Here is a 14,189-nt window from a genome sequence, read left to right on the forward strand (position 1 = left end):
TGCCAAAAGGCCGCCGCAAGGCGGCCTTGCTGTTTCCAAAGGCCCATTCGTCAGCCTTCGGAAAAGGCCACGGTCTGATCCGTCCCTTGCTCTTTCCGTTTGCGCTTCCCGAAAAAGTGTGTTTGACTAGCACCCCATGGCCGCTTACCGCCCCCCCCTCGCGATTGCCACCGGACGCTCCGCCGCTCCGGTCGCCGGCCTGCGCGTTCAATCCTCCTTCATCGCGCTATCGCTATTGCTACCGATCGGTTGCCGGGCCTAGTGTCCCCGTGGTAGCTCGGCAGCCACGTTTGCCACACGCGATTTCCCCTTTTTATCTCTGAATCCTGCCGGCCATCCCGGCAACCCCTGGCACAAGACCGTCATCCGGTTGCGATGCCGACGAGCGCAAAAGGCGCCGGGATTCAAAAGAAACCGATCGAGGTGTAGTGATGATGCTTGCCAACCCCGCCACCAAATACGTCCCCTTCGCGCCCTTTACCCGCGATTTCTCCGAACGCACCTGGCCCAGCCGCCGCATCACGAAGGCGCCGATCTGGATGAGCACGGACCTGCGCGACGGCAACCAGGCGCTGATCGAGCCGATGAGCGTGGAACGCAAGGTCCGCTTCTTCGAACAGCTCGTGAAGATCGGCTTCAAGGAAATCGAAGTCGGCTTCCCGTCCGCGTCGCAGACCGACTTCGACTTTGTGCGCAAGCTCATCGACGAGAAGCGCATTCCCGATGACGTGACGATCATCGTGCTGACCCAGTCGCGCGAAGACCTGATCAGCCGCACCGTGGAAGCCGCCGCGGGCGCCAAGCAAGCCATCGTCCACATGTACAACGCTTGCGCACCGGCCTTCCGCAAGGTCGTGTTCAACATGTCCAAGGACGAGATCAAGAACATCGCCACCACCGGCACGCGCCTCATCAAGCAGTACACGTCGCAGCGTCCCGAAACCAAGTGGGGCTACGAATACTCGCCCGAAGTCTTCAGCACGACCGAACCCGAATTCGCGCTGGAAGTCTCGGACGCCGTTGCCGAGGTGTGGCAGCCCACGCCCGACAACAAGATGGTGCTGAACCTGCCCGCCACCATCGAGGCGACCACGCCCAATCTGTACGCCGACCAGATCGAGTGGATGCACAAGAATCTGGCCCGCCGCGACAGCATCGTGCTCAGCGTCCATCCGCACAATGATCGCGGCACCGCCGTGGCCGCCGCCGAGTTTGCGGTGATGGCCGGCGCCGATCGCATCGAAGGCTGCCTCTTCGGCAGCGGCGAGCGCACCGGCAACGTCGACCTCGTCACGCTGGCGCTCAACCTCTACACGCAAGGCGTGCACCCCGGCCTGGACTTCTCGGACATCGACGAAGTGCGCCGCTGCGCCGAGTACTGCAACCAGTTGCCGGTCCATCCGCGCCATCCGTACGCGGGCGACCTTGTATTTACCGCGTTCTCGGGCTCGCACCAGGATGCGATCAAGAAGGGTTTTGCGTTGCAGAAGGCGGACGCCGTCTGGGAAGTGCCGTACTTGCCCATCGACCCCGCCGACCTCGGCCGCAGCTACGACGCCGTCATCCGCGTGAATAGCCAATCGGGCAAGGGCGGCGTGTCGTACCTGCTTGAGCAGGAGCACGGCCTGGTGTTGCCGCGCCGCTTGCAGATCGAATTCAGCCGCGCCATCCAGCGCGTCACCGACGAGACGGGCCGCGAAGTCACCGCCGACGACGTGCACACGATCTTCAATCGCGAATACCTCGAGCAGAAGGCGCCGTGGAAGCTGATCCGCCATCGCATCGACGGCGATCCGTCGGCCGGTGAAGGCCAGCACTTCAGCATCGAAGCCGAACTTGAATTCAACGGCGAACGCCGCATCGTGAGCGGCAAGGGCGACGGCGCGATCTCCGCCTTCGTGGCCGCGCTGGATGTGCCCGTGCGCATCATGGACTACCACGAGCACGCCATCGGCACCGGCACCGGCACGCGCGCCGCGTCCTATGTCGAACTGCGCGTCGGCGAATCCGCCACGGGCTTTGGCGTGGGCATCGACCGCGACATCGTGACGGCCTCGTTCCAGGCCGTGCTGAGCGCCGTGAACCGCCACATCAATTCCGGCGCCGTCACCGCCGAACAGGAAGCCGCCGAAGCCGTGTGATCCACGACCAGGCCTGAAGCCCCCGACAACGGGGCACAAAATGAAGCCCGCCTTATCCGGCGGGCTTTTTCATTGGGGGTGATTGCAATCAGCCGCGCGGCCACATGTCGGACGCGCCGATATCCGGCGCATTGGCGGCCAGCAGCCGCGCATGAATCCATGCGCCGATGGCGAGCAGGCGGTGGTCCTCATATCGCGCGCCAACGAGCTGCAAGCCCACCGGCAGGCCCTGCGGCCCCGTCGCAAAGGGCAGGTTCAGGCAAGGCAGGCCGAACAGCGTCCACGCGCGCGAGAACTGCGGATCGCCCGTGCCCAGGTCGGCAAACGGCGCCTCGCCGCTGGCGCTGGGGGCAATCAGCACGTCGTATTGGTCGAACCACGTGTCGACCCGCGCGCGCGATTCGGCGGCGCGTTCCAGGTTCTTGATGTGCTGCTCCGCGCTGATCTGCGCGCCGGATTCCAGGATGGCCTGCAGCTTGGGACTGAGCTGCGCGGCATGTTCCACGCGTTCGTACGCCAGCGCCTGCGAGGCCTCGAACGCCATGATGTCCGAATGCAGCTGCACCAGCACGCAATGCTCCGGCGGCAGCGGCACTTCTTCGACCTTGGCGCCTGCGCGCGAAAGGATCGCCGCGGCCTGCGCGAAGGCCTCTTTGGTTTCGGGCTGCGCGTGACGCCATTGCAGGCTGCGGTACATGCCCACGCGCGGGGTGTCGTGATAAGACAGATCAAGCATGCGCGGATCGCGCATCAGGACCGACGAGAACAACGCCACGTCTTCCACCGAGCGCGCGAATCCGCCCACCGTATCCAGCGATTCGGCCAGGCTTTTCACGCCGGCGCGGGAGATCCCGCCGAACGTGGGCTTGAAGCCGACCACGCCGCAATAGGACGCGGGCCGGATGATGGAACCCGCGGTCTGCGAACCCAGCGCAAAAGGCACCATGTCGTCGGCCACCGCAGCGGCCGAGCCGCTGGACGAGCCGCCGGGCGTGTAGGCCTCGTTGCGCGGATTGCGCGTGGGGCCGGCCTGATACGTAGCGAATTCAGTGGTGACGGTCTTGCCGATGACGATGGCGCCCGCGCCACGGCACAGCGCCACCGAGGCGGCGTCCAGTCCGGGATGATGGCGGTCGTAGATGGGAGAGCCGTATCGGGTGGGCAGGTCGGCGGTATCGAACAGGTCTTTCACGCCGATGGGCAGGCCGTGCAGCGGACCGCGCAATGCGCCGCGGTCGAGGGTTTCGGCGTGGTCGAGCGCAACCTGCTTCTGCAGGGCCGTCCAGGCATGGACGGTGTTCTCGCGCTGTTCGATGCGCGCGAAGCAGGCGCGCACCAATTGCACTGCGGTCAATTCACGCCGTTGCAGCTTGCGCGCGGCTTCGACCGCGCCCAGTCTGTTCAAGGCAGTAGACATGATTCTTTCCTCTTTGCCGGTGCCGCGACGAGCGCGGAAAAACATACTGCGCACCCGGTCCCCTTGACCGAGGGTATGCCCGGCGTGGCTGCCTGCCTGTGAAAGCAAGCGTCATGCCCGGCACACCGACCCCGCCGTTGTGCGTGTTGCGTCAATTGGGAAAAACACCGAAAGAACGGGATTTCCGCCGAAAAACGCGCTGCGCCATGGCTTTGTGTTGTTGCGTTCGCACCAGCATAGCGCAAACCCGTGCAATACAAAGTTCATATTCCTCAAGTAAAGTGAAATCGTTTTCAGCAAACTTGCAGCGATTCCATCAATGGCTACGCGCCCGTCGCCCCGCTTTTCCATCATCGAAGTGGCTCGCAAGGCGGGAGTGTCGCCGGCGACGGTGTCGCGCGCGTTCAACCAGCCGGAGATCGTGCATCCCGACACGCTGGCGCACATCCGCAACATTGCCAAGCGCGCGGGCTTTCGGCCCAACCGCGTGGGCCGCAGCCTGCGTTCGGGCAGCACGCGCACCATCGGGTTGATCCTGCCCACGCTATCGAATCCCGTGTTTGCCGAGTGCTTCGAAGGCGCCGAACGCCGCGCCCGTGAGTCGGGCTACAGCGTCATGCTGACCGCCACCGGCTACGACCCCGCCGTGGAGTCCGCGGCCGTGCAGGGCCTGATCGACCATCAGGTCGATGGCCTCATCCTGACCGTGGCGGACGTCAGCAAGAGCGCCACGCTGGACGACCTGGACCGCAGCGGCATTCCTTACGTGCTGGTCTACAACGAATCCAACGATCATCCGTTTGCCTCGGTCGACAATCGCGCCGCGGCAAGCGACATGGTGGCGCATCTGGCCGCGATGGGGCACAAGCGCATAGCGCTGGTGACCGGCCCGCTGACCGCCTCCGACCGCGCGCGCCGTCGCCTGATGGGCGCGCGCGCCAGCGCCAAGAAGCTGGGCCTCGATGCCATCCAGCACATTTCCATGAGTTCACATACCGGCAGCGACGTGGACGCGCTGAAGGCCGCGCTTCGCGGCAAGCAGGCGCCCACCGCGCTCTTCTGTTCCAACGACCTGCTGGCCACCGCCGTCATCGCCGACCTGGTGGGACTGGGGCTGTCGGTGCCCGCTGACATCTCCGTGTGCGGCTTTGACGGCATGCGCTTTGGCGCGTTGCTGACCCCGCCGCTGACCACCGTCGCGCAACCCAGCGACGGCATCGGCCAGACCGCGTGCTCGAACCTGCTGGCGCAGATTCATGGCCAGCCACCGCAATCGAACCGCCTGCCGCATTGCATCGTCGTCGGCGGCACTGCGGCATCCGTGCGCCGCTAAGCCCGCTCCCCACCATTCAGACAACTTCCAGATCGCCATGCTCATCGCACAAATCACCGACCTCCACATGCGCACCCCGGGAGACAAGGCCTACGGCATCATCGATCCGGCGGCGTTTCTGGCGCCGGCGGTGCGCGCCCTGAACGCGCTGACGCCGCGCCCCGACTGCGTGCTGATCACAGGCGACCTGACAGACCTGGGCAAGCCCATCGAATACCAGACGCTGCGTGAACATCTGCAGGCGCTGGAGATTCCGTATTTCCTGCTGCCCGGCAATCACGACGACCGCGCCCAGTTGCGCGCCGCGTTTCCGGACCACGCGTATCTGCAGGACGGCGGCCAGTTCGTGCAGTACGCCATCGAGACCTATCCGCTGCGCCTGCTGGCGCTGGACACCGTGGTGCCGATGAAGAGCCACGGCGAACTCTGCCAGACGCGCCTGGATTGGCTGGCAGAGCGCCTGGCCGAACAGCCCGGCCGGCCCACGCTGGTCCTGATGCACCACCCGCCATTCCTGACCGGCATCGAGCACATGGACGACATCGGCCTGCTGGCCGGCGCACCGGAACTGGAACGCATCGTCGCGCGCTATCCCAACGTCGAACGCGTGCTGTGCGGCCACCTCCATCGCACGATCTTCCAGCGCTTTGGCGGCACGATCGCATCGACCTGTCCGGGCACCGCGCACCAGCTTGCGCTGGAACTCGGTCCGCGCCCGACGCTGCAATACATCATGGAACCGCCCGGCTATCAGCTGCATTGGTGGCAGGGCGGCAACCTGGTCACACATCACGCCGTCATCGGGGATTACCCCGGTCCGTATCCATTTGGTTGAAACCGGCGCGGGGAACCCGCGCATTGCCACATATCCGTCATGTTTGCGCTGCACAATGAAAAGGTTTTCATAACAGGCAACAATGCGGATCTAACAATTAGATCTTCGAGACAGCATGTCATCCATCGTTCTGGATAACCTCACCAAACAGTACGCCGGCGCGGCGGCGATCCAATGCGTGAGCTTCACGGTTCCGGCCGGCAGCTTCACCGTTCTGCTGGGTCCGTCCGGTTGCGGCAAGTCGACGACGCTGCGCATGATCGCCGGCCTGGATACGCCCACGTCGGGCACCATCCGCATCGGCGACCGCGACGTCACGCAACTGCCGCCGGCCAAGCGCCGCATCTCGATGGTGTTCCAGTCGTATGCGCTGTTTCCGCACCTGTCGGTGCGCGAGAACATCCTGTTCGGCCTGAAGGTGCGCAAGGAACCGGCAAAGGACTTCGACCGGCGCTTGAAGCGCGTGGCCGACCTGCTGGGCCTGTCGCACCTGCTGGACCGCAAGCCGTCGCAACTGTCCGGCGGCCAGCAGCAGCGCGTGGCGCTGGGCCGCGCCGTGATTTCCGAAGCGCCGGTCTGCCTGATGGACGAGCCCCTTTCCAACCTGGACGCCCAACTGCGCCACGAGATGCGCCGCGAGATCCGCGCATTGCAGCAGAGCCTGGGCATCACCATGGTCTACGTCACGCATGATCAGACCGAAGCCATGAGCATGGCCGATCAGGTGGTGCTGCTGCGCGGCGGCCAGATCGAACAGCACGACACGCCTGATGGCCTGTATGCGCGTCCGGCGAGCGAGTTCGCGGCGCGCTTCATCGGCACGCCGCCCATGAACCTGATCAACCTGACGCCGCAAGCAGGCGCCACGGTGATCGCCGGCACGCAGGGTCCCGCCATCGCGAATGCGCCCGCGGGCGCCGTGAAGCTGGGCGTGCGGCCTGAACATATACGCATCGACGGCGACGGCATCGCGGCCACCGTCGAGAGCGTGGAGTACTTCGGCGCGGACTCCATCGTGGTGTGCCGCATCGGCGACACGGGCGGCGTGGCCGTCCGGGTCGGCGGCCATCTGCGCGCAAGCGCAGGTGAGTCGCTGCGCCTGTCCTGGCCGGACGGGCAACAGCATTTCTTTGCCGCCGATTCGGCGGTCATCAACACCGACGGGCGCTAGAAAAAATAGCCCACACACAGGAAAGGAACATCCCATGCGACGCATCGTACTCAAGACCCTGGCCGCCAGCCTGGCCGCCGCCTGCCTGTCTCTGCCTGTGCAGGCGCAGAACAAGCCCGTCGAGGTCGAGTTCTACTACCCGGTTGCCGTCGGCGGCCCGATCACCAAGATCGTCGACGACATGGTGACGGATTTCCAGAAGGAAAATCCCAATATCAAGATCAAGCCGATCTACGCCGGTTCGTATCAGGACTCCATCGCCAAGGCGCTGACCGCGCTCAAGGGCGGCACCCCGCCGCAACTGGCCGTGCTGCTGTCCACCGACATGTTCACGCTGATCGACGAGGACGCCATCGTTTCGATCGACAGCCTGGCCAAGACCGACGCCGACAAGAAGTGGCTGGGCGGCTTCTATGACGCCTTCATGCAGAACAGCCGCACCGGCGGCCACACCTGGGGCGTGCCGTTCCAGCGTTCGACGATCGTCATGTACTACAACAAGGATCTCTTCAAGGCCGCCGGCCTGGATCCCGAAAAGCCGCCCAAGACCTGGGCCGAGCTGGTCGACTACGGCAAGAAGCTGACCAAGCAGGACGCCTCGGGCAACACGACGCAGTGGGGCATCGAGATCCCGTCGGGCGGCGCGTTCGCGTACTGGCTGTTCCAGGCGCTGACCACGCCCAACGGCGCGATCCTGATGAACGAAGCCGGCAACGAGGTCTACCTGGACAAGCCGGCGGTGGTCGAAGCCGCGCAGTTCTGGCGTGACCTGTCGGCCAAGCACAAGATCATGCCGACCGGCACGATCGATTGGGGTACCACGCCCAAGGACTTCCTGGAAAAGAAGGCGGCGATGGTGTGGACCACCACCGGCAACCTGACCAACATCCGCAAGAACGCGGACTTCCCGTTCGGCGTGGCGATGATGCCGCAGCAAAAGCGCGGTGGCAGCCCCACGGGCGGCGGCAACTTCTACATCTTCAAGAGCGGCACGCCGGAGCAGCAGGCCGCAGCGCTGAAGTTCGCGCAGTGGGCCACCACGCCCGAGCGCGCGGCCGACTGGAGCATCGCTACGGGCTACGTAGCCGTGACGCCGGCCGCCTGGGAAACCGAGAAGATGAAGAAGTACGCGCAGGAAGTGCCGGCCGCCACGGTCGCGCGCGACCAGCTGGAAGTCAGCGTGGCGGAATTCTCGACGCATGAGAACCAGCGCGTCACCAAGACCCTGAACGACGCCCTGCAGGCGGCGCTGACGGGCTCGAAGACCCCGCAGCAGGCCCTGACCGACGCGCAGCGCGAGTCCGATCGCATACTGCGTTCCTACAAGTAAACCGACCGCACGCACGATGAGCCGCTCTTTGAATGCGCTTTATGGCTGGCTGCTTCTGCTGCCAGCCATCGTGCTGCTCGCCGCCTTCACGCATTACCCGGCGGTGGCGACGCTTTGGCACAGCTTTTTCTCCACCCCAAAGGGCGCGCGCCCGGCCCGCTTCGTCGGGCTGGACAACTACGCGGTCATGCGCGACGACCCCGTGTTCTGGCAGTCGCTGTGGAACAACCTGTGGTTTGCGCTGGGCACCATTCCCACCTCGATCGGCATCGCGCTGATCATGGCGCTATGGGTCAACCGCAACCTCGCCGGGCGCGGGTTCCTGCGCATGGCGTACTTCACGCCGACCGTGCTGCCCATGGTGGCAGTCGCCAACATCTGGCTGTTCTTCTACACGCCGCAGTACGGGCTGATCGCGCAGGTGATGGGCTGGTTCGGCGCGCCGGGTCCCAACTGGCTGGGCAACCGCGAGACCGCGCTGCCCGCGCTGATGCTGGTGACCGTCTGGAAAGAGGCCGGCTTTTTCATGATCTTCTATCTGGCCGCGCTGCAGACGGTGTCGCCGTCGCTGCGTGAAGCGGCCATGCTGGAAGGCGCCTCGCGCTGGCAGTACTTCCGCCGCATCCTGTGGCCGCTGCTGATGCCCACCACGCTTTTCGTGCTGATCAATGCGCTGATCAACGCGTTCCGGCTGGTCGACCACGTGGTCGTGATGACGCGCGGCGGACCGGACAACGCCAGCACCTTGCTGCTCTATTACATCTACCAGGTGGGATTCAGCTTCTGGGACACGGCTTACGCCGCGACCCTGACCGTCGTGTTGCTGGTGGTGCTGGCGCTGACCGCGCTGATCAAGTTCCGCTGGCTGGACCGCAGGACGCACTACCAATGAAAGACAAGCTCGATACCCTGGGCGCATGGGCGCTGGGCCTGTTGTGGATTTTGCCGCTGGCCTACGCGATGTGGGCGGCGTTTCATCCGCCGGCCTACGCCACCCGCTTCGATCTCTTCGCGCCGCTGACGCTGGATAACTTCGTCCGTGCCTGGAATGCAGCGCCGTTTCCGCGCTACTTCCTGAACACGTTCGTGCTGGTCACGATGGTGCTGGCCGCGCAGCTGGTGCTGTCGACGCTGGCGGGCTATGCGTTCGCGCGTTTCGAATTCCGCGGCCGCGATTTCGTGTTCATGCTGGTGCTGCTGCAGCTGATGATCATGCCCGACGTGCTGCTGGTGGAAAACTACCGGTCGATGAGCCTTCTGGGCGTACGCGATACGGTGTTTGCAATCGGACTGCCGTACTTCGCCTCGGCCTTCGGCATCTTCCTGTTGCGCCAGACCTTCAAAACGGTTCCGCGCGAACTGGAAGAGGCGGCCCGCATGGAAGGCGCGAACGCGCTGCAGGTGCTCTGGAAGGTGTACGTGCCGCTGGCCAAGCCGATCTACGTGGCTTACGGGCTGGTGTCGGTGAGCCACCACTGGAACAACTTCCTGTGGCCGCTGATCATCACCAACTCGGTGGAATCCCGGCCGCTGACGGTGGGCCTGCAGGTGTTCTCGTCCACCGACCAGGGCATCGACTGGTCCGTGATCACCGCCGCGACGCTGATGTCGGCCGCGCCGCTGCTGATCGCGTTCCTGCTGTTCCAGCGCCAGTTCGTGCAGTCGTTCATGCGGGCGGGAATCCGGTAGGAATCCGTTAGCACGGCGCGCCGCACACATCGCGCCGCCGTAAACGCAGCGCACAAAAAACCCCGCCCAGGCGGGGTTTTTCACGGGTGGCGGGATGTTCGGCCGTTCAATACCCGACAGTCAGGCCCGGCAGATCCACGGTGATGCGCGGACGCTCCAGCGCCAACGCCAGGTGCTCGGCGAACTCGCGGGCTTCCTTTTCGTCGGTGGACAGCGTGTCGTAGCCCAGCGCGTCGGCCACGCCCAGCACCTTGTCCAGCAACAGGACCTTGCCGCTGGGCCGCAGGGGCTCGCAGCCCAGGGTTTCCCAGGCGCTGTCAAACCAGTCGCGCGCATCGGCCTGGCGTTGCGGGGAGGTTTCGACGTTCGCGGAGAGGTCCAGCGAACGCCGGGAGTCGAAAACGATGGTGATGTCGCTGCGCATGGGAATAAGGCTCCGTCAGAGGGCGTCAGGCCAACAGGGTAGGCAAAAAAAGCCGGACAGATTGTCCGTCGGGCGACATAGTCTTACCAGCCCCGCGAGACTTCCCAAGTGACCTCGGCGCCTGCGGCCTGCGACTGGCGCATCATGTCCAGCAGGGGGAAGGCACGCTCCTTCAGACCGACCGCGCGCGCCATCGGGGCGACGGGCGCCTTGTCTTCGTCGTCCTCGTCCGGGCTTTCGTGGGCGTGCTGGTACTCGTCGATCGCGCGTTCGATGCCGCTGATGGCCGGTCCAAGCTGCTCCACGGTGAAGACGCCGCGCTCGGGGATCTTGTCGCCGACCGGCTTGCCGGCCGCCTGCAACAGGGCGCCCGCGTGGTCGGTCAGCATCAGGACTTCGGCCACGACCTTGGAGTGAAAAGTGATCAGCATATTCCGGTCTCCTACATTGATTACCTTAGCTCCGTACACTACCCCAACGCCCCCATGATGCCAACTGGCGCCCCCAAATCAACTATGATTCAGGGGTTTCCCGTGACAGCAGGCGCCGCGCCGGCCCCCAGATTTCCGGCACATGCGCGCCGGCTTGCCCGCCGCCGCCGGACAGAACCGCGAGCCAGCCTGCGGGCACGGCGCGGATCGCCGGCAGGCCGCAAGCGCCGTGCCGCCATCGTCACTCACTCAGAACCACGCCAGACGCCCATGCTCCTCGAGCAACAAAAACAGCTTATCTCCCTGATCCAGGCCGCCGTCGCGCAGAGCCTGCCCGACGCCCAGCCCAACGTGCTGCTGGAGCGCCCCAAGGTTGCCGCCCATGGCGACGTCGCCACCAACGTGGCCATGCAGCTGGCCAAGCCGGCCCGCCGCAATCCCCGCGAACTGGCCCAGGGCATCGTCGACGCCGTGATGGCCAATCCCGACGCCGCCGCGCTGGTCGAAAGTGCTGAAGTGGCCGGTCCTGGCTTCATCAACCTGCGCATCACGCCGGCTGCCCGCCAGGCCGTGATCGCCGCGGTGGCTGAGCAGGGCGATGCCTACGGCCGCGCCGCGCGCCTGGGCGAAAAGATTTTGGTCGAATTCGTGTCGGCCAACCCCACCGGTCCGCTGCACGTGGGCCATGCCCGCCAGGCCGCGCTGGGCGACGCGCTGTGCCGTCTGTACGACGCCGTGGGCTGGGACGTCACACGCGAGTTCTATTACAACGACGCCGGCAACCAGATCCAGAACCTGGCGATCAGCGTGCAGGCCCGCGCCCGCGGCCTGACCACCGATTCCCCCGACTGGCCCGAAGACGGCTACAAGGGCGACTACATCGCCGACATCGCCCGCGACTTCCAGGACGGCAAGACCATCCAGGCGTCCGACGGCGAGCCCGTCACCGCCACCGGCAACATCGACGACCTGGACGACATCCGCGCCTTTGCCGTGGCCTACCTGCGCCGCGAGCAGGACCTGGACCTGCAGGCCTTCGGCCTGGCGTTCGACAATTACTACCTGGAAAGCTCGCTCTACACGTCCGGCCGCGTCGAAGCGACGGTCAAGGCGCTGATCGCCGGCGGCCATACCTACGAGGAAGGCGGCGCGCTGTGGCTGCGCACCACCGAGCTGGGCACGGGCGACGACAAAGATCGCGTGATGCGCAAAAGCGAGGGCGGCTACACCTATTTCGTCCCCGACGTGGCCTACCACAAGGCCAAATGGGAGCGCGGCTTCCATCGCGCCGTGAACATCCAGGGCAGCGACCACCACGGCACCGTGGCTCGCGTGCGCGCCGGCCTGCAGGCGCTGGAAGAGGGCATCCCGAAGGACTACCCGTCCTACGTGCTGCACAAGATGGTCAAGGTGATGCGCGGCGGCGAAGAGGTCAAGATCTCCAAGCGCGCCGGCAGCTACGTCACCATGCGCGACCTGATCGACTGGGTCGGCCGCGACGCCGTCCGCTACTTCCTGATCCAGCGCCGCGCCGACACGGAATTCGTGTTCGACGTGGACCTGGCCCTGTCCAAGAGCGACGAGAACCCCGTCTACTACATCCAGTACGCCCACGCGCGCATCTGCTCGGTCATCAACAACGCGGGCATGCCCGCCGCCGACGTGGCCCAGGCCGACGCCGCGCTGCTGACGGCCCCGACCGAATTCGCGCTGATGCAGCGCCTGGCCGAGTTCCCCCAGGTGGTGGCGCTGGCCGCCCAGGACCTGTCGCCGCACCACATCGCCTTCTGGCTGCGCGACTGCGCGTCGGACTTCCACGGCTGGTACAACGCCGAACGCGTGCTGGTCGACGACACCGCCGTGAAGCTGGCCCGCTTGCGCCTGGCCGCCACGACCCGCCAGGTGCTGGCCAACGGCCTCGCGCTGTTGGGCGTTTCCGCGCCCGAGCGGATGTAACATCGGTTCATGGCAACCAAGCGCAAATCCACCCGCCGTTCCTCCGGCGAAAGCGGCAGCACCCTGTACGGGGCGCTGGCCGGTCTGCTGATCGGGCTGATCGTCGCCGCCGTCGTCGCGTTCTATGTCACCAAGGCGCCCGTTCCCTTCGTGGACCGGGCCAGCCGCCAGGGCGATACGGGCAAGCTGCCCGATCCACGCTCGGCGCCGGACCCCAACGCCGGCCTGTATGGCCGCGACGGGGCTGCAGGCGCGCCGCCTACCGGTCCCACCGCCACCGCGCCGGCCCCGCTGCCGGGTGCGGGCGCACCGTCCAAGGGCGATGAAACGCCCGCCAAGCTGGACGACCTGGGCGCGCTGATCGCCACGCTGCCCACCTCCCGGGCGCCGGCTGCTGCGCCGTCGGCGCCCCCCGCCACGGCGTCCACGCCCACGCCCATCTCCAAGGCCGCCCCCACGGCGACGGCATCCGCCAAACCGTCCGCGCCCGCCGCCAACGGCACGTACTACCTGCAAGCCGGCGCCTTCCGCGGCGAGAACGACGCCGAATCGCTCAAGGCGCGCATCATCCTTTTGGGTCTGCCGGTCGCGGTACAGAAGGCGGAATTGAACGGCAAGCCCATCAACCGCGTCCGGGTCGGTCCGTTTGCCCGCCTGGACGACATGAACCGGGCGCGCGGACGCCTGGGCGAGAACAAGATCGAAACCGCCGTGGTGCGCCAATAGCGCTACGCGGCGGATCGTTTTGCATTGAACTAATCCGGCCCCGGGCCTGTCTGTAGCCTTTTATTCAGGAACCTCACCCATGCTGTCCCCCAAGCTCATCCGCATCCTGGCAGCCGCCGCGCTGACCGCCACGGCGTTCTTCAGCCCGGCCAGCCACGCGCAAGGCGCCCAGCAGTACGTGCCGATCAACCCGCCGCTGCCGTCGGACACCCCGGGCAAGGTCGAGGTCCTGGAATTCTTCGCCTACACCTGCCCGCACTGCGCCGCCATGGAACCCATGGTCGAAGACTGGGCCAAGACCGCGCCGTCCGACGTCGTCTTGAAGCAGGTTCCCATCGCCTTCAATGCCGGCATGAAGCCGCTGCAGCAGCTGTACTACACGCTGCTGGCGCTGGACCGTCCCGACCTGCACCCCAAGGTCTTCACGGCCATCCACGGCGAACACAAGCGCCTGTTCGACAAGAAGGCCATGGGTGAATGGATTGCGACCCAGGGCGTGGACCGCGCCAAGTTCGACTCGGTGTTCGATTCGTTCAGCGTGCAGACGCAGGTGCAACGCGCCAACCAGCTGGCCGAGGCCTATCGCATCGAAGGCACCCCGTCGTTTGCCGTGGGCGGCAAGTTCATGACCTCGCCGGTCATGGCGGGCAACAGCTACGAAGGCGCGCTGAAGGAAGTCAACGCGCTGATTCCGATGGCGCGCGCGAAGTAATCCGCGCCAAGCGCTGCAATGAAA

Annotated in this window: 13 protein-coding genes; 10 read left to right on the forward strand and 3 right to left on the reverse strand. The window is 65.7% G+C overall.

The window, feature by feature from the left end; translation table 11 throughout:
- Positions 1 to 431 precede the first annotated feature (431 nt).
- Positions 432 to 2,141: a 2-isopropylmalate synthase gene (gene leuA / locus HV681_RS15760; RefSeq protein ID WP_175123942.1), complete on the forward strand. Its 1,710-nt coding sequence runs from the start codon at positions 432 to 434 to the stop codon at positions 2,139 to 2,141.
- An 88-nt stretch (positions 2,142 to 2,229) separates the two neighbouring features.
- Here leuA and HV681_RS15765 read toward each other — a convergent pair whose 3' ends face one another.
- On the reverse strand, positions 2,230 to 3,558 hold the full coding sequence (locus HV681_RS15765) for an amidase (RefSeq protein WP_175123943.1): 1,329 nt from the start codon (positions 3,556 to 3,558) through the stop codon (positions 2,230 to 2,232).
- Between the two features lie 319 nt (positions 3,559 to 3,877).
- On the opposite strand from HV681_RS15765, the gene HV681_RS15770 reads away from it, so the two are divergent.
- The 6 genes from HV681_RS15770 (at position 3,878) to HV681_RS15795 (ending at position 9,916) form a co-directional block, all read left to right on the forward strand.
- A complete protein-coding gene (locus tag HV681_RS15770; protein WP_175123944.1) occupies positions 3,878 to 4,891 on the forward strand; it encodes a LacI family DNA-binding transcriptional regulator in 1,014 nt (337 codons plus the stop codon).
- Between the two features lie 37 nt (positions 4,892 to 4,928).
- On the forward strand, positions 4,929 to 5,726 hold the full coding sequence (locus HV681_RS15775; protein WP_175123945.1) for a phosphodiesterase: 798 nt from the start codon (positions 4,929 to 4,931) through the stop codon (positions 5,724 to 5,726).
- Positions 5,727 to 5,841: 115 nt separating this feature from the next.
- A complete protein-coding gene (locus tag HV681_RS15780; protein WP_175123946.1) occupies positions 5,842 to 6,897 on the forward strand; it encodes an ABC transporter ATP-binding protein in 1,056 nt (351 codons plus the stop codon).
- 34 nt (positions 6,898 to 6,931) lie between these two features.
- Complete coding sequence (locus HV681_RS15785) at positions 6,932 to 8,227, forward strand: ABC transporter substrate-binding protein (protein WP_175123947.1); 1,296 nt, start codon at positions 6,932 to 6,934, stop codon at positions 8,225 to 8,227.
- Between the two features lie 16 nt (positions 8,228 to 8,243).
- A complete protein-coding gene (locus HV681_RS15790; RefSeq protein ID WP_056565734.1) occupies positions 8,244 to 9,119 on the forward strand; it encodes a carbohydrate ABC transporter permease in 876 nt (291 codons plus the stop codon).
- Positions 9,116 to 9,916 carry a carbohydrate ABC transporter permease gene (locus HV681_RS15795; protein WP_076518055.1) on the forward strand — a complete coding sequence of 267 codons (801 nt, stop codon included), beginning with the start codon at positions 9,116 to 9,118 and terminating at the stop codon, positions 9,914 to 9,916. Before HV681_RS15790 ends, HV681_RS15795 begins: the two co-directional genes overlap by 4 nt.
- Positions 9,917 to 10,022: 106 nt before the next feature.
- On the opposite strand, the gene HV681_RS15800 is transcribed toward HV681_RS15795, so the two are convergent.
- Both HV681_RS15800 and HV681_RS15805 read right to left on the reverse strand, forming a co-directional pair.
- Positions 10,023 to 10,340, reverse strand: a complete 318-nt coding sequence (locus HV681_RS15800; protein WP_175123948.1) for a hypothetical protein — start codon at positions 10,338 to 10,340, stop codon at positions 10,023 to 10,025.
- A gap of 83 nt (positions 10,341 to 10,423) precedes the next feature.
- A complete protein-coding gene (locus HV681_RS15805; protein WP_175123949.1) occupies positions 10,424 to 10,771 on the reverse strand; it encodes a DUF1840 domain-containing protein in 348 nt (115 codons plus the stop codon).
- Between the two features lie 270 nt (positions 10,772 to 11,041).
- On the opposite strand from HV681_RS15805, the gene argS reads away from it, so the two are divergent.
- From argS to HV681_RS15820, 3 genes are all read left to right on the forward strand, one after another.
- A complete protein-coding gene (argS, locus tag HV681_RS15810) occupies positions 11,042 to 12,727 on the forward strand; it encodes an arginine--tRNA ligase (RefSeq protein WP_175123950.1) in 1,686 nt (561 codons plus the stop codon).
- Positions 12,728 to 12,736: 9 nt separating this feature from the next.
- Positions 12,737 to 13,453 (forward strand): SPOR domain-containing protein, encoded by a 717-nt coding sequence (locus HV681_RS15815; protein WP_175123951.1) that lies wholly within the window; start codon positions 12,737 to 12,739, stop codon positions 13,451 to 13,453.
- Positions 13,454 to 13,532: 79 nt separating this feature from the next.
- Entirely contained in the window at positions 13,533 to 14,165 is a 633-nt protein-coding gene (locus HV681_RS15820; RefSeq protein ID WP_056565750.1) for a thiol:disulfide interchange protein DsbA/DsbL, read from the forward strand.
- Positions 14,166 to 14,189: the final 24 nt, after the last annotated feature.

The organism is Achromobacter animicus (assembly GCF_902859585.1).
Classification (GTDB): Bacteria; Pseudomonadota; Gammaproteobacteria; order Burkholderiales; family Burkholderiaceae_B; genus Achromobacter; species Achromobacter animicus.